Raw genomic sequence first — 21,201 nt, 5'->3', positions numbered from 1 at the left:
CGGTTCAGCTGCCGGTGCCGGTGGTGAGGGGCAGCCCGGCGTCGGTTGTGGCGTCGAAGGAGTCGTCGACGGCGACGACGTCGCGGCCTGCGGCATCCAGCAGGGAGGCGGCAATGCCCGCGCGCATTCCGCCCGCGCAGTGCACCCACACCGTCCCGGCCGGTACGTCGGCCAGGCGGCGGTGGAGGTGGTGGATCGGGATGTGTACGGAGCCTTCGATCCAGCCCGTGGCGCGTTCGGAGTCCCGCCTCACATCGAGGACCACATCCGGGCGGGGGTCCTGGGCGGCGAGGTCGGCGAAGGTGGCTCGGGGAAAGGAGCGCAGGGCGTGGCCGTCGGGTACCCAGTCGCGGACGGTGCCGGTGGCGGCCGCGGCCGGGCGGTCGATGCCGACGCGGACCAGTTCGCGCCGGGCGGCGGCGAGCTGGGCGGGTGACTCCGCGAGGAGGGTGACGGGCTTGCCCCAGGGGATCATCCAGGCCAGGTAGGTGGCGATCTTGCCTTCCGCCTCGAAGTTGAACGAGCCGGCGATGTGGCCTTCGGCGAAAGCGATCCGGTTGCGCAGGTCCACCACCCACTCCCCGGCGGCCAGGCGCTCGGCGATGTCGGCGGCGTCGGCCAGCGGGGGTGCGGTCAGGTCCACCGGGGTGGGGCCTTCGGAGTTGGCCGGGCCCATGTGGGCGTAGTAGGCGGGCACGTCCTCCAGGCCTGCCAGCAGGGCGGCGACGAAGGAGTCGACGTCCTTGACCAGGGCGTCGTTGCCCTCCTTCTCCTTGCCGATCGTGGTGGCGTCGCCCTCGGGCTGGGAGGAGGAGCAGAAGCTGCCGAACCCGTGGGTGGGCAGCACCGGCGTCTCGTCGGGGAGCTCGGCGGCCAGCCGGTGCGCGGATGCGTGCTGGGCGCGGGCCAGCTGTTCGGTCAGCCTCGGCTCGACCAGGTCAGGGCGACCGACCGAGCCGATCAGCAGCGACCCGCCGGTGAACACCGCGGCCGCCGTCCCCCGTTCGTCCAGGACGTAGGAGGTGTGGTGCGGGGTGTGTCCGGGTGTGGCCATCGCCCGCAGGGTGATGCCCTCGTCCACACTCACCGTGTTGCCGTCGGCGACCGGTGTGCGGGCGAAGGAGACGCGGGCGGCAGCGGGCACGAGGTAGGCGGCGCCGGTGATGCGGGCCAGGTCCAGGCCGCCGGTGACGTAGTCGTTGTGGACATGGGTCTCCGCCACGTGCGAGATGCGCACGCCCCGCGCGGCAGCCGCCGCCAGGACACGGTCGATGTCGCGGGGAGGGTCCACCACCACTGCGGTGTCCGCGCCGCCCGCCAGGTAGCTGCGGTTTCCCAGGCCCTCGGTCTCGATGGTGTCGATGAAGAACACGTGGTTGCTCCTTTCGGCTGGCATTTACCCCCGGGGGTATATTTCGAGCCTAGCACGGGTACCCCTGGGGGTATTTTTGGCGGCCTAGGGAACCCGCTCGCACCGGACGGCTACCCGCCGCCCGCCACACACCCCGGACAGGGATGACGCCATGCGCTACGACCGGACCGTCCACCTCGATGCCGACTTCACCACGACCGTTTCCGCAGTCCGCGAGGCCCTTGCCGTGCAGGGCTTCGGCATCCTTACTGAGATCGACGTCACCGCCACCCTGAAGGCCAAGCTCGGGCACGACATGGAGGACTACCTGATCCTCGGTGCCTGCAACCCGCCGCTCGCCCGCCAGGCCCTGGATGCCGACCGCACCATCGGCCTCCTCCTGCCCTGCAACGTCGTGGTTCGCACCGACGGCGAACGCACCGCCGTCCAGGCCCTGGACCCCGGCGTCATGGTCACTCTCACCGGCCTGCCCGCCCTCCAGCCCGTCGCCGAGGAGGCCACCCGCCGTCTCGACGCCGCCCTCAGCACCCTGGAAACCACCGGATGACCGCGGTCAGGCAACGAGTACCACTTCTGCAGTGTCAGTCGTCATGGCTGCCATCGCCCGCCTCTTGTGCCGCGCACCGCATCGATCCGGAGCAGCGGGGCCGGACTCTCGCCGACCCGGCCTTCGTGAGCGACCGAAAGACTGGGAACGGGAGGTTCCGGAAGAGCCGGTGACGCGCGTCTTCGCTGCATGCTTCTTCTCGGTTGCTCACGCACGTGTCCCGGAGGCGCGGGCCCTTTCGTCGGTGTGCGGGTCCGCTCGACGAACGCGCGCAGGGCCTCCATGACGTCGACGACGCCGGTGTGCCGGGCGGCTGGCTCAGCCTGACTCGGGTCGCCGGCGCCTGATCACCTTTCGTGATGAGGCGTGGCGTCTGGCAGCCCCACAGCGGGCCGCCGGACGCCGACGAGTCGATCCGGCCGATCTCGCATCCGGCGCCTGCGAGGCTGACCCGGAGTGCTCCGAACTCGCCGAGTCGGCCCTCAGAGGCCGAGAGGTCCCCGGAAGGGCCCGAAAGGCCCATGCCCGAGGACCGCCGGCCGATCAGAGTGGCAGTAGCCCACCCGAAACGGAGGCCCCGCCATGACGGACACCACAGCGGCACGGCCGTCGGAGGACCTGCAACGGCTCGACGTCACCCATGTCGAGGGTGACGTGTACGCGGTCGACGTGCGCGGACACCGGCTTCGCGTGGACCAGCCCCTGGGAGCGGGCGGGACGGACACCGCACCCACGCCGACTGAACTGTTCGCCGCCTCCCTGGCCACGTGCGTCGCCTTCTACGCGGGGCGCTACCTGCTGCGCCATGGCCTGCCTCGGGCGGGCCTGGGCGTACGGGCGGAGTTCGCGATGGCCGCCGGCCCGCCCGCCCGCGTGGGCGCGGTGCGCGTCGTGGTCACCCCGCCTCCGGAGCTGCCCGAGGAGCGGCGCGCCGGCCTCCTCGCTGTCGCCTCGCACTGCACCGTCCACAACACGCTCCGGCAGCCGCCGGAGACCACTGTCGAACTCGAACACTCCGCCCGCGGCCGGCGCACGGACGAGTCGGCCCCGGGTCGAGCGCCTACCCGGCCCTGAGCAGTGCCAGCGCCGCGGCGGAAGGCGGCCACCGCAAGCTCGGCCGCAGCCTGCACCTCGCCCTGGGTCCAGTGCATGTCCTCATCCGGCTCCGCATAGGCCTGCAGCTGATGGAGCAGTCCCGATCCGCCGAGCGCCCTCATGAAGATGCCCAGCCCCGATGTCGGCCGCGACGTCGGACCCCAGTCCGCACAGCCCGAACAGAACCTGTCCACCACGTTCCCGTTCAACGGGACCTCGATCGTGGCCACATGGGGCGTCCGGAGCTGACCACACTCTCTGCGCGTATGCAGTCTGGCGTTCTTGCCCTTCGCCGAGTGCACAGTGATCTTGGCGCCTTCGAACGGTCCGAGTGGTACGTCGGCTGTGAGCATGCGATCGCGCACGAACTCCCCCTTCTCCTGCCTTGCGAGCTTAGGGCCGAGCAGTGACACGCGCTGCCGGACGCTGGATGAATGCCCCTGATGACACCGACTGCGTCCGCAAGTTGCTCGCGGCCAAGCACCCGACCGACTCCAGCAGGACCATCCGACCTGCGAGATCGAGTTGTCCGGCCTGAGCGTCCCTATCGGGCCGGTCCAGCGCACCCTGCCCATCGACGCACAGAGGGTGGCCGGAACGTCGCGTTGGAAGCCGATGCGCAGCCAGTAGGCAGCCCAGCGGCCGCGTGGCATACCGGCTGACCAGCCGTCCGCCATGGCGTTCGGACCTCCTTACTCCATTGCCCAGATGCGTGTACTCGGCACTGGTCCCCAGATCTGGTCCCCAGATCCGGGGCCGCCGGACATCGTCCTGGCTTCACCCGCGCACAGGCGCCGCAGCCAAGCTCTCGCGTGAAGAAGCCATGGCTCCGTTCTCTCGTCATGGGCCGGGATCATGGTTGCCGGCCCGTTGCCAGGCGTGGAAAGCAGCGATCGCTGTCGGCTGGGTCGGGTAAATCCGGTTCACCCCGACCGCCGCCGTGAGGCCGTAGGCGTCGAGGGATTCGCGAAGTTCCTGCTTGACACGGGCGAGGGCGAACACGACGCGGGCCGCCCCAACGACACCGAAGCCCCTGGCGACAGCTGACCTTCGCGGTGAGATGACGGGGTGCACGCGGCCAGCGCCATGCTCCCCGTCACCTCACAGATCAGAAACCGGGGAAGGTCAGATCACCGGTGGTCGGCCGAGTCGGGTCATGCGCCACACGGTCCGCCACCGCATCGGACGCCGTGGCGGGCACGGCACCCGCACCCCCTCGAAGAACCCGGCCCACCACGACCTCAGTCCGGACAGTGGGGGCCGTTGGGCAAGCGTGTACGCCGCCCAGGTGGCGAGGTAGACCGGGACGAGGATGGCGGGCAGGTGCCGCTTCGCGAGCCAGACCCGGTTGCGGCCGGTGTGGTGGTAGTAGACCGCGTGCCGCGAGGCCGGGGTCCGGGGGTGGGTCAGGACCAGGTCGGCCCGGTAGTCGATCTCCCACCCAGCATCCAGGGCCCGCCAGGCGAAGTCGGTCTCCTCATGGGCGTAGAAGAACTTGTCGGGGAAGTCGCCGACCTGGTCGATGACGTCCATGCGGATGGCGTGGGCGCCGCCCAGGAACGTCGTGACCGGCCCAGAGATGAGCGGGTCAGCGCCCCCGAGGCGGGGGACGTGCCTGCGCTGGGAGACGCCGTTCTCGTCGGCGATGCGGAAGCCGACGATCCCCAGCTTCGGATTCGCTGTGAACGCTTCCCGGACCAGGTGGAGGGTGTCGGTTCGAGGGAGGAGGCCGTCGTCGTCGAGGACAAGGACGATGTCAGCGCCGCCGTGTTCGCGCAGCCACCGCACCCCGGCGTTCCGGCCGCCGGGGATTCCCAGGTTCTCCGGCAGTTCGACGGCCGCCACCGGGTCCGGCAGAGCGGGGAGCTTCGCTCCCTGCCCGAGCACGATGACCTTGGCGGGCTCGCCTTCCTGGACTGCCACCGACTTGAGGAGAGCACAGAGTTCAGCCTCCCGGTCTCCCATGGTGATGATCACGACGCCGACCGTCAGCGGACCGGTCCGGGCGCGGTTCATGCCTGGGCTCGCAGCAGGTCGACGGCGCGTTCGTGCAAGGCCCCAGCTCCGGGGATTTGGCGCTTGCGGTAGCTGGCAGCCGTGGACTGGATCGCCCTGATCTCCTTCACGGTCCGGTCCGAGACCAGGCCATCCATGAAATCCAGCGACCGACCCCACACGGCCACGGCCTCCTCGTGCCGCTGCTGCGCAGCGACCGACCGCCCGATGTTGACCATGGTCAGGCCGTGAACCCGCTGATAGGTCCCCGGCGTCCGTCCCTTGAGCGCCGCCCGGTAGTGCTTCTCGGCAGCCCGGTGTTCGCGCATCTCGGTCAGGGTCTTGCCGGTGTGCGAAGCAACGGTGGCCGCGACCGGACCCGACGCGGCAGCGTAGACAGGGACCGGGTCACCTGCGGTGAGCATCGCGTCCTCGGCCGACAGCAGGGCCGCCGCCGCCTTCCCGCTCTGCCCATCAGCCCCGTACGCCCTGGCGCAGGTGACCAGCAGTAGGGCCTCAGTCTGCCGGTCGACATTGCCCGTCGCACGCCGCAGCGCCTCCTCCGCCAGGCCGATGCACGCCTGCGGGTGACCGAGGTCGAGTGCCTGGTGGGTCAGAGCCCGCATCATCCACGCGGCGTGCCCGTACGGGTCTGACTCGCAGGCCAACTGGAAGCCGAGGAGGTAGTAGCGCTGGGCGGCGCCCTCGCGGCCCAAGTCGTGGTGCTTCCAGCCCACCAGGCACGCCAGAGTCGCCGCCGCCCCGAACGCGCTGCGCCGTACCGGCTCCGAGGGGAAGCGGCCCTCCAGCATGGGGACCACGGTGTCGGTGAGGTAGGCGGTCACCATCGTCAGGCCGTGGCCTCCGCCCAAGCGTTCATCCATGCTCCGGAACGTCTCCGTGAGCTCCCGCACGATGGCGACTTCCTCAGTGCCGACGGCGCCGCCGCGTTCGGCTGCCCGCAGGGTCGCGGCGACGGCCTGGTGGTCGTAAACGAGAGGCAGGGCGACGGCGGCCGTAGCGAACGCGGCGTTGAGGAAGTTCCTGCGACGGAGCATCACGAATCTCCCGAGGTCGGTGGCGTTGGCCAGTGGATCGGCCCCCAGGGCCTCGCCGGTGCCTGCGCAGCCTAGACCGATCTCTGTGGGCGTGACCTTCCGCTTCATCCTTCTGGTGAGGGCTTCGGCGATGTACGAGCGGGTCTGACCGCTTGGTGTACCACCCATGACCCAGGAGTGAACGGCCGAGCGGGAGGTATGCAGCGTCACCCCGGACTCGGCGGCCACCGCACGGACGTCCCTGGCCAGAACCCCGTAGGTACATCCGGCCTCGGCGATGACGTCTGCCAGCGCGGTGTTCGGACTACGACTCTCCGCCAACTCGCACTCCCCGCAGCGATCTTGAACAGATTGAACAAGGTGCCCCGCCGCCCACGGTACCCCCACCCGATCACCGTGAGTTCAATAGCCGTAACGCCAAACGCGATCGGCCCGGAACCTGTCCGGAAACCCGGCCCCACGCCGACGCTTCGCCCTACACGGACCACCGCGAAGAGGAGCCAGGGAGATGTCTCGTACGACAGCACCGCTCCACCCCAGGACCGGCGTCACCTCCGCCGGGCCGCGTACTCCCGGTCGCCTCCTACGCGGTGGCGAGGAACGACACGGCCCGCTCGTCCAGCTCGGCCGCGCAGCGAAGCCCCCGTGCCCGGAAGGGTGCGAGGTCGGCCCGCATGGTCTTGACGGCCTTGCGGGTCCGCACGGAGCGGACGCCTTCCATGTGGTCCATGGCCTGCCCGAACGTGGCGCACGCCTGCTCGATCCGGCCGCGCTTGAGGTGGAGCTCCGCCCCCGCGACCAGGTCCAGGGCCACGATCCGGGCGTAGGTTCCGGCGGGCCTCGTGGCGGCGGCGTGCAGGTACTCGGCGGCGGCGGCCCGGTGGTCCCCGAGGGTTTCGAAGACCTTCGCCGTCCGGGAGAACACCGACGGCGCCACAGGCCCCCACGCCAGGCCCCAGAACGGCACCTCGTCGCCCCGCTGGCTGCCCTGTTCCAGCAGGGCGCGGGCTCGGCCGACTTCGGCGAGGGCGGCGGCCGACAGCCCGGTCTTGGCCAGGGTGTGGGCGTGGACGACGCGGAAGAGGGCTTCGGTCTGGGAGTCCACGCGGCCCTTGGCCCGGGTGAGGCCGGTCTCGGCGAGGCCCTGGCAGTGCTCGGGACGGTGCAGCTTGAGCCCCTGCATGGCCATGGTCCGCATCACGAACCCGTCATGGCCGGGCAGTCCGGACTCTACGGCGAGCCCGTAGGACTGGAGGTAGTAGCGCTGGGCAAGGCCCTGCTGTCCGGCGTCGTAGGACTTCCAGCCCAGCAAATGGACGCCCCGGCTCGCGGCGGACAGCATCTGGGCACGGATCTCGTCCGTGCGGAACCGGCCCCGGCACAGCGGCGCGACGTCGTCGCGGAGGTAGGTCACCAGGGCGGAGCGGCCGTGCTGGCCGCCATGGCGTTCGTCCATTTCGGAGAACATGCCGATCATGTCGCGCACGGCGTTGACCTCGGCCATCCCGATGACCTGACCGGTGCGGGCGGCTGCGGTCCTCTCCGCGATGTCGCGTACGTACGCCAGGGGCAGGGCTGCGGCGGCCACCGAGTAGGCGGAGGCCGACAGGAAGCGTCTGCGGTCCAACTCGGCCCTCCACATCGGGATCAGGGAGTCGATCGGATCGCCCCCCAGCGTAAGACCGATGCTGTCATGGCCGCCGTCCGGGTCGGCGTCGGCGAGGCCCAACTCCACGGGGGTCAGGAGCCGGCCCAGGCGGCGGGAGAGCGCGACGGCCAGATAGCGGGCCGTGTCGGGCTGTGGTCGGGCGCCCTGCACCCAGTGGTCCACGGCCGACTTGTTCGTCCGCAGAGCCATCCCGCACTCGGCCGCGACGGACCGGACCGCCTTCGCGACGGCTTCGTACGTTAAGCCGGACTCCGCGATCAGATCGCGGAGACGGTCGTTCGGTGTGCGTGTGGCCATGAAGCACCTGCCCGTATACCCGATATACCGCTTGCCCTCGCCGACACGGTACCCCTGCCCGATCACCGTGAGTTGAATAGTCGTCATGCCCGAGGAACCGGCCGCCCGGCGGCCTTCTCGGTGCTGCTCTCATCCGGATCAGCCGTGAACAGGAGCTTTGGAGATGTCCCGCACGAGCGCACCGATCCTCCCCGCCCGGCCCAGGGCCGGCATCGCACCGCCGGCCCAGGTACCGCCGGTCACCTCTTCCGTGGACGTCGCCTGCGACATCGACACCGCGCTCGCGCTCGCCGACCACGCCCCCCACGGCACGGCCGCCGCGCAGATCCGGGAGCGGCTGCGGCAGCACATCACCAACCTGGCCGGGCCCGCACAGGAGTTCGCCGACTGGATGCCGGACGGCCGGGGCCGCGACATAGCTCTCGCCACGGTCCACCACGCCCGCAACATGGCCGCCACGCGGGGCGGGGACCCGGCCGCCTCGCTGAGGCTGCTGGCCAAGCTCGCCCAGCACCTGGCCCGGTACGCGGCCGACAACCACTCGCCCGCCAGACGGCGGGCCGCCTGACCGGCCCCGGCCGTGGCCTGGCCTTGGCGGCCATGGCCGGGGCCCTCCACCCGCGGCAGGTGCTCCACAGCACCTTCGCCGGCGCACCTGCTCCACACCACCTTCGACCGTCATCGAGGAGCCCACCGTGAACACCACCGTCAGCCCGGACAACGTCTTCGCCTACGCGGACGAGCGGATCGCCCAGGCCGCCGCCGCCCTGTGGCCGGACGGCCCGGTGGTGGTCGGCCCGCACATCCCGTCGGTGACCGGGTATGTCCGCCGGGTCGAGGCCGCCGGACGGCCGCTGTTCGCGAAGGTGTCCCTGCTGGGGGTGTCGCTGGCGTCGGTGCTGCGCGGCACGCACGGGGACTGGGCGGAGGTGAGGGCCAAACAGGCCGCGTACTTATCGTCGCCCGGCGCGCTGCTGGAGCGGGAGGCCGCCCAGTACGGGGCACTGGCCGGAGCCGGACTCGGGACGGCGACGGTGGCCGGACTGGCCGGCGGGGTCCTGTTCACCGAACCCGTGGACGGTGTGACGCTCGGCGAGATCCTGGCGAAGGACCCGCACCGCACGTTCGACGTTTTGGCGGGTGTGGCGGAGGAGCTGGACGCGCTCCAGAAGCCTGCGGTGGCCGCGCTGGTGGGGGGCGCTGCGATCCGTGAGCGGTCCGTCCACGGCACGTTCGCCCGCAAGTTCAACGGGATCTCCGGGGACACGTACGTGTCCCTGACCGGGCCGTCTGCGCCGGTACTGGGGGCCGTCGTGGCACGGCTGCGGAAGATGCGGCTGTCCGGCACCTACGGCATCGGGATCGTCTACGGCGACTTGAAGCCGGAGCACGTCGTCTTCCCGGACGGGCCGGAGAGGCGGCCGACGTTCATCGACCCGGGCCTGGCCTTGGGCCACCCGGCGTCCGACGTCGCCAAGCTCGTCTCCCGCATGGTCCTCGGGCTCATCGTCCAGCCCCCAGCCGGGCCCGGCGCCACCGCAGTCCTCCAGGGCATCGGCCAGTTCACCGACCTGGCCACCTACCGGCTGACCCCTGCGGAGCGGGCGGCGTGGCTGAGGCAGTTGGTCGTCCTGTGGCTGATGGACACCGTCAACATCTTCACCACCTACCTGACAGCTCCCACCGGCCTGCCCCTGCCGGAGTCGGCCCGCACGCTGATCGCCCAGGCCCCCGTCGTGTGCACGCTCCTCGACCGGGTCTCCGCTCTCCTTGCGGCCGTGTCGATGGACGGCCGCACCGTGTGGCGCCTGGCCCTGGATCACGCGGCAACGGCGGCCGGACGATGAGCTCGCGCACCGGCCCCGTCGGGGTCATCGGAGCCGGAGCTGTCGGCCAGACCGTCTCAGCCCTCCTCGTGGCCGCCGGATGGTGCGAGGAAATCCTGATCGCCTCCGGCAGCGACCGCTCGGCCGCCGCTCTGGTCACCGACCTCCAGGACATGGCCCAGATCGTCGGCTCGCCCGTCCGGGCCCAGACTGCCCAACCCGCCGACATGCGCGACTGCGCGGCCGTGGTCGTCGCCCCCCGGGCGAAGTTCACCAACACCGCGACCGCCGACGTCCGGATGGCCGGTCTGGAGGCCAACGCCCCGCTGATCGCCGCCCTGGCCCGCTCCCTGACCGGGTACGAGGGGACGGCCGTGGTCGTCACCAACCCCGTCGACCCTTTGACGTGGCTGTTCGCCCGCGCCTCCGGCGCGGCCCGCGTGTACGGGGTCGGCTCCGCCACCGACACCGCCCGCTACCGCCTCGCGCTGGCCGCCGAACTCGCCGTCCCCGTAGAGAGCGTGGCCGGGCACGTGATCGGCGAACACGGCGACGCCTCCGTGCTGTGCACATCCACCACCCGGATCGACGGCCGCCGCGTCCATGTACCCGTCCGGGCCGTACGGGCCGAGCTTGGCGCCCGCCCACGCCGCATCAACGCCGGGATCGGCCGGGGCCGCTGCGGCCCCGCCGGCGCTGTGCTCCACGCCCTCACCCACGCCCTCGGCCTTGAGGACGGGCCGGTTGAGCTGTCCGTCGACCACCAGGGCGCCCAGCTCGGCCTGCCCGTCCACTTCACCGCCGGACGCCCGGCCGTCCGCCTGCCCCGCCTGGACCCGGCTGAACGGCGTCTCCTCGCCGCCGCCGACCACAAGATCCACCTCGCGTGCAAGATGATCTCCCACCACCTCGAAGGAGCCCGATGACCCTCGCGACCCGCATCAGCGCCGCCCAAGCCCACGTCACCGTTACCAGCAGTACGGCGGTGATCACCGACTGGTCCATGCGCTATTTCGGCCCGTGGTGGAACGCCGTGGACGCCGTCGCCCCGCACGCGGGTCCGGTCGTGGCCGCCGACGTCGAGGCGGTCGAGGTTGCCGCCCTCGCCCAACAGATCGGCGAGGGCCGGCACCAGGAGTGCGTGTACGCCAACGAGCCCATGCTCTACGCCCGGGGCAACGACGGTGTCGTGGCCGCTGTCCAGCCGGGCGAGCGCCTGGCCTACCGGTACGAGCCCGGCCTCCTGCGGATCGTCGGCTGCGACGAGGTGCCCGTCGCGCTCGCCGCCGCCCGCCTGGCCCGCGAGGTCCTGCGCTCCAGGCTCCTCACAGACGGCTGGCGCATCCTGCACGCCTCCGCCGCCGTCCGCGACGGGCGTACCGTGCTGGCCCTCGGCGAGAAGGGCGCGGGAAAGTCCACCGTCGGGTTCCTCCTGGCCCGCGCCGGCTGGCAGCTACTGGCCAACGACCGCGTGTTCGTCCGCCCCAACGAAGACGGCGGGGTCGCCGTGCTGCCGTGGCCGTCGGCCGCCGCGATCGGTCTCGGCTTCCTCGACGCCATCGGTCTCTACGACGACGTACGTGCCCGCGTCCTCTCCGGGGAACAGCTCCACCCCACCCAGCACGAGTCCGTCACCCGCGCCCTTCTGGACGGCCGTCGCCTGCCCATTCGCTCCTCTTCCGGCAAGGAGCTCAAGCCGCAGTTCTTCCCGGACCAGCTGGTGACCTGGCTCGGGTTGACCCTGGCCACCGAGGGCAGCGCCGCCAAGATCGTCTTCCCGCGTATCGACCCCGACGCCGCCCCGGCCGTCCTCAGCGAGGGCAGGGCCTTGGGCGAGGACGACTTCTTCACTGGGGCCACCGAGGACCGCTACCCCGACGTCTTCGGCCTCGCCCCCACCGGCGAAGCCAGCCGGGTCACCCGCGAACTCCTGGCCACCCGTCTCGCCGACCTGCCCCGCCACAGCGTGGTCCTCGGCCACGACGTCAAGGCGAACGTCGAATTCCTCGCCGAACTCGCCACCACCTGAACCCGCGGCAGGTCCTCAACAGCACCACGCCGGCGTGCGTGCTCCCGGTCACCTCCGCCGGGCGCGTCCCCACCAACACCACACCCGGTATGGCCGGTGGTGTGAGCTGAACCCCCGCCACGGGCCCCCGGGGCGGGACGTGGCGGGACCTGCCCCGGAGACCGACAAGAAGGAAGAGAGACGTTGACCGACACGACGGATGACAATGCGGCCGCGCTGCGCCAGGCGATGACCAGCGACATGGTCAAGGCCGGAATGATCACGAGCGAGCGGGTCGAAGCCGCGTTCCTGACGGTCGCCCGTCACCGGTTCGCGCCCGAAGCGACGCCCGAGAAGGCATACGAGGTGGAGTCGGCGGTCCCCACCAAGAGGGACCAGCACGGCATCGCCGTCAGCTCGGTATCGGCGCCGCGCATTCAAGCCATGATGCTGGAGCAGGCCGAGCTGAAGCCCGGTCAGGACGTGGCCGAAGTCGGATCGGGCGGCTGCAACGCCGCGCTCATGGCCGAACTCGTCGGCGACGACGGGGTGGTCACCACCGTCGACATCGATGCCGACGTCACCGCGCGGGCCCGCAAGCTCCTGGACGAGAACGGCTACGCCCGGGTCAAGGTCCACACCGTCGATGCTGAGGGCGGTATCCCGGACACCGGAGCCCTCGACCGGCTGATCGTCACCGCCGGGGCCTGGGACATCCCGCCCGCCTGGACCGACCAGCTGAGCGACGGCGGGCGCCTCGTCGTCCCGCTGCGGATGCGGGGCCTGAGCCGGTCGGTTGCTTTCGACCTCGACGGCGACCGGCTCGTCTCCCGGTCCGCCCAGATGTGCGGCTTCGTCACGATGCAGGGCGCCGGAGAACACCAGGAACGCCTGCTCCTGCTGCGGGGCAGGGAGATCGCCCTGCGCTTCGACGAGGGCTGGCCCGAGGACCCGGAGGCCCTGAACGGTGTGTTCGACACCGAGCGGGCCGAAGTCTGGTCCGAGGTCACCGTGGCCATGAGCGAGCCGTTCACCGGCCTGCAGATGTGGCTGGCGACCGCCCTGGACGGCTTCTGCCTCATGTCCGTGGACGGGGACCTGGACACCGGTCTCGTCGCCCCGCAGAACAAGTCGGCCTGCCTGTCCCTCCTCGACGGGGCTTCCCTCGCCTACATGACCATCCGACGCAACGGCGACCGGGCCGAGTTCGGGGCGCACGGCTACGGCCCCGACGCCAAGGCCGTGGCCCAGGCCCTGGTGGAGGAGATCCGCGTCTGGGACCGCGACCACCGCCGCAGCGAGCCGGTGATCTACGCCTACCCCGCCACGACCCCCGAGTCCGAGCTGCCCGCCGGTCGGGTCATCACCAAGCGGCACCGCCGCATCGTCATCTCCTGGCCCCGCGAGGACCAGGCCAACAAGAGCACCACCGCGAACAAGGAGAAGTGATCATGACCAAGCAGATCGCCACGGCAACGACCGGCCTGAGCGGCGAATTCAACCTGGACGTGCGCGTGGTCGAGGCCGGGGCGCCCGTCGCGAGCCTCCTGCGCAGCACCGACGACGGCTGCGGCTCGACCTGCTCCAACGGCTCCACCGCGTGCGCGTCGTCCGTCAACGACCCCTCCTGACCGGACCGCCGCGAAGGTGAGGCGGAGCAGGGAGGCCGGCCGCCGTGCTCCCCGTCACCTGCACCATCCCCGCCGCCGGGCACACGTGTGTGCCCGGCGGCACCACGACCACACCACGACAGCTGCCAGGGGGCGAAGAGTTATGGGGCGCGGAGCACGGCTGTATCGGCACACGCAGGCCCTGATGGTGCGGGCCACCACGCACCCCGGCACAGGGGTTCCCGCGTCCGACGTGGACCCGTCCGGGCCCGGCGGGCCCGAACGCGGCCGGGCCTGGCTGGCGGCCGTCGGGGAGCATCCCCAGGCCCGGCAGGCGCTGGAGGCCGCAAGCCCCGTCCTGGCCGCGCAGACCACGGCCCTGCTCACCGCTCCCGTGCCGTCCGGGAAGGAGGTCCGGCGGCTGGTGCATTCCACAGCCGCCTACCTGCTGCGCTGGCAGGGACGGGCCACCCCGTTCGGGTACTTCGCCGGAGTCGCGTCGGCCCGCACCGGGCCCACGCCGCAGGCCCTGTGGGGTCCCGGCCACCGGGCCGTGCTGCGGCCGGACGCCGTCTGGCTGGGCGCCGTGACCGACCAGCTCGCCTCATACGCTGGCATCCGCGAACGTCTGCTCGTCGTGGCGAACCCGGCCGCGTGTGCCCGGGGAGGCCGGATCGTGGGGCCCGGCCGTACGCCCGCCGACGGCCTCTCCCCGTTGGAGGTGTCCGTGGCGGCCACCGGGCCCGTCCGTACCGCCCTGGCCGCCGCCACCGCCCCCGCCTTGTTCCCGGACGTCGCCAAAGCCGTCGCCGCCGACTACCCGCACGCCGACAACGAGAGCGTCCACGGCCTCCTCGTCCAGCTCTTGGAGCATGGCGTGCTGCTGTCCGTCCTGGATGCCACGGCCACGGCCGCCGACCCGCTCGCCCACCTCCGTTCCCTCACCGACCCCACCGTCACGCCCGGTCCTCTCCTGGCCCCCACCACGGAAGTGACCGGCAGCACCTCGCCGTCCTGGCCGGACGCCGTCCTCGACGCCCAGGTCACCATTCCCGCCGGCGTGCTGTCCGAGGCCGAGTCGGCGGCTTCCGTGCTGGCCCGGCTCTCGCCGTACCCGTTCGGGAATCCGGCCTGGCGTGACTTCCACCAGCGATTCCGGCAGACGTACGGGGCCGGTGCTGCCGTGCCCGTCATGGAGTTGGTGGGTGACGGGGGGCTCGGCTTCCCGCCCGGGTTCCTGGGGTCTGACCGCCCGACCCCGGCCCGGATGCTGTCCGCCCGCGACGAAGCGTTCCTCGCACTCGCCCAGCAGGCCGCCCTCGACGGGGCCCGCGAGGTGGCCCTCACCGAACCCCTCCTCGCCTCGCTGGCCGTGGTCGACGCCGACGAGCTGGTGCCGCCGCCCTCGGTGGAGCTTGCCTTCCAGCTGTACGCCGACGATGCGGACGCCGTGCGGCGGGGCCGGTTCGAGCTATGGCTGACGGCAGCGGCCCGGCCCTCGTCGTCCATGGTCGGACGGTTCGCCGACCTCCTGCCCGAGCAGGATGCCGCCGCGCTGGCCGCCGCCTTGGCGGGCCCGGCCGGGCCGCTGCCCGCCCAGCTCGTCTTCCCCGCCCGCAGACGGCGCAGCTCCAACGTCATCCGGACCCCGCGCCTGCTGGAGCACACGGTCTCCCTCGGCTGGCCCGAACCCGGGCCCGGCAGCATCCCGCTCGATGATCTCGCCGTCACCTGCGACGCCCGCCACCTGTACCTGATCCGCTGCTCCACCGGACAAGTCCTTGAGCCCCGCGTGCTGCACGCGCTGGAGCCGCGCGTGCAGACGTCGCCGCTGGCTCGGTTCCTCGCCGAAGTCGCAGGCGCCCGCCGTGCCGTCTGGCGGCTGCCCGACTGGGGCGCCGCCTCCCGCCTCCCGTTCCTGCCCCGGGTCCGCCACGGCCGGACCGTCCTGGCCCCGGCCCGCTGGCTACTGGCCGCAAGCGCCTTACCCGGCCCGGCCGCCGCGCGCTCCGAGTGGGAGGAGGCATTCGCCCGGTGGCGGAACCGGCAACGCGTCCCGGCGCAGGTGGTCCTGGCCGAGACCGAGATGCGGCTGCCCCTCGATCTGGACGTGCCGCTCCACCGCGAACTCCTCCGGGCCCGCCTGGATCGGGCCGGGGAGGTGGAAGTGCGTGAAGCACCTTCGCCGGCCGCAGGCTCCACGTCACCTGTCGCGGGCGGGTTCATGGGCCGCGCCCACGAGTTCCTGACCGTCCTGCACGCCACCACCCCCACCCCCGCCCCGGTCGGGCCCGCCGTCCCAGCGGCCGTACCACAGACGCCCGGTGTCTCCCCCATGGTGTGCGCGCACCTGCACGGGCACCCCGCCCGGCAGGACGAGATCCTGACCGAGCACCTGCCCCGCCTGCTCGACGGATGGAACCCGGCCCCAGGCTGGTGGTTCACCCGCCACCACGACGCCTCCCACCCCAACCGCGACCGCCCCCTGGTCCTCAACCTCCACCTGGACGGCGCCGCCGCTTATGGGCAGGCCGCCGAACGGCTCGGTACCTGGGCCGACGAGCTGCGAAGCCTCCATCTCGCCTCCCGGCTGGACCTGATCGCCTACCGGCCGCAGGACGGCCGTTACGGGCACGGGGTGGCCCGCGATGCCGCCGAGCGGGTGTTCGCCACCGACAGCGCGGCCGCGCTCGCCCAGATCGCGTACGCGGCCCGTACCGGCCTTCCGGCCCAAGCGGTCACCGCCGCTTCGCTCGCCGACCTCGCCACCGCGTTCGCGCCCTGCCCGGCCGACGGCTGGGCGTGGCTCGTCGCAGCCCTGCCGCGCGAGAGCGGACCCGTCGATGCCGCCCTCATCCGGCACGTGCGTGCCCTCACCGCCCCTGGCGCCGCCTGGCGCGACGACCCGGACGCCGCTGCCGTGGCCGGGGCGTGGGCGGCCCGCGCCGACGCACTCGCCGCCTACCGGAACACCCTCGCCGAGCAGCGGGAACCGATGACCGTGCTCCGCTCCCTCCTCCACCTCCACCACGTTCGCGCCCTGGGAGGCGGCCCGGACGCCGAGCGGGTCACCCATCGCCTCGCCCGCACCGCCGCCCTCCCGCACACCCACCTGCGCAAGGCCCTCCGGTGAACGCCGCCACCGTCCTCGAGACTCGCTTCGGCCCGCGTCTGGCCGCCCCCGACCCGGCCGGGGACACCGCGCTCGGGCAGTCCCTCGTGGCTGGTGCGGCCGGGGTCGCCCTGTGGCACATCGAACGCGCCCTGACCGGGGCCGGTACGTGGGAGCAGGTCGGAGCATGGCTGACGGAGGCGACCCGCGCGGAGGTGACCGCAGCCGACACCGCCTGCCTCAGCTACGGCGCCCCCGGCCTGGCGTTCGTCCTGCACACGGCCGCAGCCGACGGCCACGACCGCTACCGCACCGCCCGGGACCGGCTCGATGCGGCCACCGCCGCCCTCGCGCACCGTCGTACCGAAGCCGCCCACGCCCGCATCCGGCGCGGCGAGCTGCCCGCGTTCGCCGAGTACGACCTGCTGCACGGCCTGACCGGCATCGGCGTGCACCTGCTGCACCACACCCCCGGCAGCGACGCCCTCGCCGCAGTCCTCACCTACCTCGTCGCCCTCACCCGGCCACTGACCGTGCACGAGGAGACGTTGCCGGGCTGGTGGTGCGCCCACGACCCGCACCGCTTCTACACCCCGGGCGGACACGGCAACTTCGGCATGGCCCACGGCATCACCGGCCCCCTTGCCCTCCTCGCCCAGGCCCAACGCCGGGGCGTCGCCGTGGACGGGCAGCGCGAGGCCATCGCCACCATCACCGCCTGGTTCGACCAGTGGCGCCAGGACGGCGCGAGCGGCCCCTGGTGGCCGGAGACGATCACCCGCGAAGAGGCGGCGGCGGGACGCCCGAACGCGACCGGGCCGTGGCGGCCGTCGTGGTGCTACGGCACCCCCGGCATCGCCCGCGCCCTCCAGCTCGCCGCCATCGCCACCGCCGACACCCGCCGCCAGGAGGCCGCCGAGCACGCGCTGCTCGCCTGCCTCGCCGACCCCCGCCAGCTCGCCAAGGTCACCGACGCTGGCGTGTGCCACGGCGCGGCGGGACTGTTCCAGACCGTGTGGCGGGCAGCCCGCGACGCCCGCACCCCGGGCCTTGCCGTCGCCGTGCGCCGCCTGGCGGACACGTTCACCGGCCAGCACGCGCCCGAGGACACCGGGTTCCTCGAAGGCGCCGCCGGACAGGCCCTCGCCCAGGCCACCGCCCTCTACGACCGGCCGCCCGCCTCCGGCTGGGACGCCTGCCTCCTCATCACCTGACCCCCGCACCGGCCCAGCTGCTCCAGAGCACACGCGCCGGCCGCGTGCTTCCCGTCACCTTCCGCGGAGAGGAACCACCCCTGATGAACGCCCCGCACGCCCCCCAGAGCACTGAACACGCCGTCCTCGCCGTCCTGTCCGGGCAGTCCCTCGCCGCCACCGCCGCCCGTGCGGGCATCGACGCCGAAGAACTCGGCGACGCCGTCACCCTCTACCGGGCAGCCGGGCAAGCCGTCCTCGCCGAGCAGGCCGCCCGCCGCGACTGGCACCAGGTCCGCATCGAGTTCGCCGACTTCGACCGCGCCGAAGACGCCGCCGCAACCCACCTCGCCCCCCTCCTGCGAACGCTGGAGGACAGCGGACTCCTGGCCGCGTGGTGGTACATCCGCAAGGCGCCATGCTGGCGGCTTCGGCTGTTGCCCACACGGGGCGCCGACCCCGCCCAACTCCACCTCGCCACCTCCCAACTGCTCGGGGCGCTCGTCCAGTCCGCAGAGATCATCCGCTGGTGGCCGACCGTCTACGAGCCGGAAGTCCTCGCCTTCGGCGGCCCGGACGGCATCGCCACCGCCCACGGCCTCCTCCACGCCGACAGCCGCTACTTCCTCGCCCGCACCCACCAGCCCCAGGGGTTGGGACGGCGCGAGATGTCGATGCTGCTGTGCACCGCCCTGTTCCGATCTGCCGGGCTGGACTGGTACGAACAGGGCGACGTGTGGGACCGGGTGGCCCGGGTGAGGCCCCTGCCCGAGGACATCACCCCCGACCACCTGAGCGGCATGGGCGGCGGACTGCGGAGGCTGCTGTCCCTCGACACCCGCACCCTGACCGGCCCCGGCGGCACGATGGAAGCCGCCGCCCCGTGGCTCGCCGCGTTCACGACTGCCGGGCAGGCCATCAGCAACGCTGCCCAGAGCGGCATCCTGCAACGCGGCCCCCGCGACATCCTCGCCCACCACGTGATCTTCCACTGGAACCGTCACGGGCTCACCGCACGCGCACAGGCCACCCTCGCCCACGCCACCCGAGCCGTCATCATGAACGCGGCTTCCGCCGACCAGGAGCCGTGACAGGACGGGTTCCCGCACGCCAGATCCGGTCGGCCTGCCATCGAGGGCAGGTGACCGGCAGCACCTGCGCCGATTGCGGTGCTCCTTCTCACCTGCCGGGCTGCTGCCAATCTGCGGGCGTCGGGCAGTGATCTGAGCACCGCTACTGCCGCCAGCCCCTCAAAGCGTGGGTGACCGAGTTCTCCGCAGCCAGCCTCGCTATGACCGCCTCGTCGAATACTAATCCGCCGCCTCAACTACGGCGTGCTGGAGCTCGGCGTCCCGCTGATCGTCGTCCTGGGCCATCAGGGCTGCGGGGCGGTCGCCTCGGCCGTACACGCCGAGGCCGGTGGCGAGCTCCCGGCACACATCCGCTATCTGGCGGACCGGATCCGACCGGCGATCGACCACCGGCTTCAAGGCAAGGCCCGGATCGACGCGGCGGCCACCGAGAACGTGCGCCGGGTCCGGGCACGCCTTGCCGACGAGCCGGACCTCGCCGCCCGAGTCGCGGACGGCCGCCTGGCCGTGGCCGGCGCCCGCTACGAGCTGACCAGCCAGCGGGTACGTAAGGTTCCCTGACCAGCCGGGGCAGGTGAGATCGGGTAGCCGGCCTCACCACTCACCATGAACCTCCTGACGGACCCACACCCGGTAGACTTGCAGAGTTATGCAATTTACGAATTCTCGATACGATGGACGGGGGTCGCGGTGTGGCCGGGTTCAAGGAAGCGGCGCTGGAACGGGTCCGTGTGGCGCGGGCTCGTCTGCAGGCTGCACAGGAGGCTGACGACGCCTTCGAGGAGGCGCAGGCCGCAGAGGAGCTGGAGGACGCATTGCGCGTGGCCCACGATCACGGCGTCGCCACCGACGCTGGGGACAGCCGGTGAACCGGACAGTGTCACCGGCCGGTCTGAGGCGTCGGTGACGGGCCGGCACCCCGGCGGGCAGCAGGCCGTCGAGGGGCGCAAGCACGTGTGGACGGTGCCGCTGGCGCCGGGTTCCGTACGAGCCGTGCGCGAGCGCAGCGAACGCGCCCTGGTCCTCTTTGGCCTGGATAGCTCCTCCACGCTCTTCGGGGCCGTGCTCCTGGTGGTCAGCGAGCTGGTGACCAACGCCATCCGGCACGCCCAGCACTCCCCGGATGCGGAGGTCACCCTCCACATGACCGAGCACTTGCTCGTGGTATCCGTCGGGGACCTGGACTCGCGCCCGTTAACGCTGGCCGATGCCAGCCGGACCTCCGGGCAGGGGCTACGCGCGGTGGCTGACCTTGCGCGTGCGTTCGGCGGCGACGTCCGCATCGAGCCCTCCTCCGGAGGGCGCGGCAAGACGATCGTCGTCCGCTTCATCCTGCCGGAAGGCACACCTTGACCAACATCACCCAACGGGCCGTCCCGATGTACGAGATCACCTACCTCAGCACCGGCCCCAAGCAGGACGTCCGCACAGTCGAGGCCGGGGAAGTCGCGGCCGTCATCAAGTACGCCGGCGAGCACGGCATGCAGGTTCTCGTCCGCCCGTGCACCGACCTGCTCCAGGAGCCGGACACCGGGAAGGAAGACGCATCATGACGGATAACCCGCCCGAGAAGAACACGGCGGCGGACCAGGAGAAATGGAAAGAGAAGGGCGTCGCCCTGCGCGCCTTCTTCTACATCTTCGGCACGCACGTGTTCGCCGGGTTCATCTGGCTGCTGTTCTACCTGGGCCAACACGCCCAGAAATGAGACCAGGGCTGAAGCGGCGCCCGGCGGGATCCACGGACGGCAGGGCGGTTGAAGGTTCCGTCTCGGTTCGTCCGTCGAGCCCGCACAGCTGAATGCGGGCCACCCTCGGGGCCAGCGGTATCCGTGGCCGAGCCGTCGGTGCAGAACACAAGAGGGAGCGGCCGTCTTCCGGTGTCAGAAGCGCGTTGAACCCGCACTAACGGAAGACGGCCGCAGTATGTGGGGTGCGGGCCCCGCAGGGCCGGCACCGTGGGGCACCGCTCAAGCGTGGCGGCTGGCCTTGAGGTCGGCCAGAAGTTCGGCCTGGCCCTCCAGGACGCCGGAGAGGATGCCGCGGGCGACCCGCAGGAGTTCGGCGATCTGGGGGTGGGTGAGCGTGTAGTACACGTTCGAGCCCTCCCGGCGGGTGACCACCAGGTTGGCCTTGCGCAGGACGGCCAGCTGCTGGGAGAGGCTCGCGGCCTCCACCCCTACCTCGGGCAGCATCTCGGCGACCGCGTGCTCGCGTACGGAGAGGAGTTCCAGGACTCGGATGCGGACCGGGTGACCCAGCGTTTTGAAGAACTCCGCCTTCAGCTGGTACAGCGGTGTGCTCACCTTCGTACCTCTGTCCTGACTGC

General features: G+C 71.9%; 21 protein-coding genes. 16 read left to right on the top strand and 5 right to left on the bottom strand.

Annotated elements, in window-relative coordinates; genetic code table 11:
- Positions 1 to 4 precede the first annotated feature (4 nt).
- A complete protein-coding gene (locus OG594_RS36665; protein WP_266606727.1) occupies positions 5 to 1,372 on the bottom strand; it encodes a rhodanese-like domain-containing protein in 1,368 nt (455 codons plus the stop codon).
- A gap of 151 nt (positions 1,373 to 1,523) precedes the next feature.
- Here OG594_RS36665 and OG594_RS36660 point away from each other — a divergent pair, with 151 nt between their 5' ends.
- Together OG594_RS36660 and OG594_RS36655 are read left to right on the top strand one after the other, a co-directional pair.
- The gene (locus OG594_RS36660) at positions 1,524 to 1,919 is read left to right on the top strand and encodes a DUF302 domain-containing protein (RefSeq protein ID WP_266444684.1); all 396 of its coding nucleotides are present in this window, start codon (positions 1,524 to 1,526) and stop codon (positions 1,917 to 1,919) included.
- Positions 1,920 to 2,501: 582 nt separating this feature from the next.
- Positions 2,502 to 2,993, top strand: a complete 492-nt coding sequence (locus OG594_RS36655) for an OsmC family protein (RefSeq protein ID WP_266444682.1) — start codon at positions 2,502 to 2,504, stop codon at positions 2,991 to 2,993.
- A gap of 1,146 nt (positions 2,994 to 4,139) precedes the next feature.
- Here the strand turns inward: OG594_RS36655 and OG594_RS36650 are convergent.
- The 3 genes from OG594_RS36650 to OG594_RS36640 all read right to left on the bottom strand — a co-directional run bounded on the left by OG594_RS36650 (position 4,140) and on the right by OG594_RS36640 (position 8,033).
- Positions 4,140 to 5,030 carry a glycosyltransferase family 2 protein gene (locus OG594_RS36650; protein ID WP_266606726.1) on the bottom strand — a complete coding sequence of 297 codons (891 nt, stop codon included), beginning with the start codon at positions 5,028 to 5,030 and terminating at the stop codon, positions 4,140 to 4,142.
- Positions 5,027 to 6,388, bottom strand: a complete 1,362-nt coding sequence (locus OG594_RS36645; protein ID WP_266606725.1) for a tetratricopeptide repeat protein — start codon at positions 6,386 to 6,388, stop codon at positions 5,027 to 5,029. Before OG594_RS36645 ends, OG594_RS36650 begins: the two co-directional genes overlap by 4 nt.
- A 262-nt stretch (positions 6,389 to 6,650) precedes the next feature.
- On the bottom strand, positions 6,651 to 8,033 hold the full coding sequence (locus tag OG594_RS36640; RefSeq protein WP_266354044.1) for a hypothetical protein: 1,383 nt from the start codon (positions 8,031 to 8,033) through the stop codon (positions 6,651 to 6,653).
- Positions 8,034 to 8,196: 163 nt separating this feature from the next.
- Here OG594_RS36640 and OG594_RS36635 point away from each other — a divergent pair, with 163 nt between their 5' ends.
- From OG594_RS36635 to OG594_RS36570, 14 genes are all read left to right on the top strand, one after another.
- Positions 8,197 to 8,601, top strand: coding sequence for a hypothetical protein (locus OG594_RS36635; RefSeq protein WP_266606724.1), 405 nt, complete (start codon positions 8,197 to 8,199; stop codon positions 8,599 to 8,601).
- Positions 8,602 to 8,728: 127 nt separating this feature from the next.
- Positions 8,729 to 9,880 carry a hypothetical protein gene (locus tag OG594_RS36630; RefSeq protein ID WP_266606723.1) on the top strand — a complete coding sequence of 384 codons (1,152 nt, stop codon included), beginning with the start codon at positions 8,729 to 8,731 and terminating at the stop codon, positions 9,878 to 9,880.
- Complete coding sequence (locus OG594_RS36625; protein ID WP_266606722.1) at positions 9,877 to 10,785, top strand: NAD(P)-binding domain-containing protein; 909 nt, start codon at positions 9,877 to 9,879, stop codon at positions 10,783 to 10,785. Before OG594_RS36630 ends, OG594_RS36625 begins: the two co-directional genes overlap by 4 nt.
- Positions 10,782 to 11,888 carry a hypothetical protein gene (locus OG594_RS36620; protein WP_266606721.1) on the top strand — a complete coding sequence of 369 codons (1,107 nt, stop codon included), beginning with the start codon at positions 10,782 to 10,784 and terminating at the stop codon, positions 11,886 to 11,888. The genes OG594_RS36625 and OG594_RS36620 overlap by 4 nt, the downstream gene beginning before the upstream one ends.
- 183 nt (positions 11,889 to 12,071) lie before the next feature.
- Complete coding sequence (fxlM, locus tag OG594_RS36615; protein ID WP_252310325.1) at positions 12,072 to 13,316, top strand: methyltransferase, FxLD system; 1,245 nt, start codon at positions 12,072 to 12,074, stop codon at positions 13,314 to 13,316.
- A gap of 2 nt (positions 13,317 to 13,318) precedes the next feature.
- On the top strand, positions 13,319 to 13,498 hold the full coding sequence (locus OG594_RS36610; protein WP_252310324.1) for an FxLD family lanthipeptide: 180 nt from the start codon (positions 13,319 to 13,321) through the stop codon (positions 13,496 to 13,498).
- Between the two features lie 142 nt (positions 13,499 to 13,640).
- A complete protein-coding gene (locus tag OG594_RS36605; RefSeq protein ID WP_266606720.1) occupies positions 13,641 to 16,610 on the top strand; it encodes a lantibiotic dehydratase in 2,970 nt (989 codons plus the stop codon).
- Entirely contained in the window at positions 16,607 to 17,803 is a 1,197-nt protein-coding gene (locus OG594_RS36600; protein WP_266444658.1) for a lanthionine synthetase C family protein, read from the top strand. The genes OG594_RS36605 and OG594_RS36600 overlap by 4 nt, the downstream gene beginning before the upstream one ends.
- An 83-nt stretch (positions 17,804 to 17,886) precedes the next feature.
- Complete coding sequence (locus OG594_RS36595) at positions 17,887 to 18,873, top strand: thiopeptide-type bacteriocin biosynthesis protein (protein ID WP_266444655.1); 987 nt, start codon at positions 17,887 to 17,889, stop codon at positions 18,871 to 18,873.
- A 216-nt stretch (positions 18,874 to 19,089) separates the two neighbouring features.
- Positions 19,090 to 19,434: a carbonic anhydrase gene (locus OG594_RS36590; protein WP_323185483.1), complete on the top strand. Its 345-nt coding sequence runs from the start codon at positions 19,090 to 19,092 to the stop codon at positions 19,432 to 19,434.
- Positions 19,435 to 19,565: 131 nt separating this feature from the next.
- Positions 19,566 to 19,742 (top strand): hypothetical protein, encoded by a 177-nt coding sequence (locus OG594_RS36585; RefSeq protein WP_244290821.1) that lies wholly within the window; start codon positions 19,566 to 19,568, stop codon positions 19,740 to 19,742.
- A 34-nt stretch (positions 19,743 to 19,776) separates the two neighbouring features.
- Positions 19,777 to 20,226 carry an ATP-binding protein gene (locus tag OG594_RS36580; protein ID WP_051763362.1) on the top strand — a complete coding sequence of 150 codons (450 nt, stop codon included), beginning with the start codon at positions 19,777 to 19,779 and terminating at the stop codon, positions 20,224 to 20,226.
- Positions 20,223 to 20,426, top strand: coding sequence for a hypothetical protein (locus OG594_RS36575; RefSeq protein WP_033221495.1), 204 nt, complete (start codon positions 20,223 to 20,225; stop codon positions 20,424 to 20,426). Before OG594_RS36580 ends, OG594_RS36575 begins: the two co-directional genes overlap by 4 nt.
- Positions 20,423 to 20,581 carry a DUF6126 family protein gene (locus tag OG594_RS36570; protein ID WP_167745551.1) on the top strand — a complete coding sequence of 53 codons (159 nt, stop codon included), beginning with the start codon at positions 20,423 to 20,425 and terminating at the stop codon, positions 20,579 to 20,581. The genes OG594_RS36575 and OG594_RS36570 overlap by 4 nt, the downstream gene beginning before the upstream one ends.
- Before the next feature lie 261 nt (positions 20,582 to 20,842).
- On the opposite strand, the gene OG594_RS36565 is transcribed toward OG594_RS36570, so the two are convergent.
- The gene (locus tag OG594_RS36565) at positions 20,843 to 21,178 is read right to left on the bottom strand and encodes a helix-turn-helix transcriptional regulator (RefSeq protein WP_266444646.1); all 336 of its coding nucleotides are present in this window, start codon (positions 21,176 to 21,178) and stop codon (positions 20,843 to 20,845) included.
- Positions 21,179 to 21,201 lie beyond the last annotated feature (23 nt).

This window comes from Streptomyces sp. NBC_01214, assembly GCF_026340975.1.
In the GTDB taxonomy this organism is placed as follows: domain Bacteria; phylum Actinomycetota; class Actinomycetes; order Streptomycetales; family Streptomycetaceae; genus Streptomyces.
The sequence above is the reverse complement of the archived record's forward strand: the minus strand, read 5'-3'. Positions and strand labels throughout refer to the sequence as shown.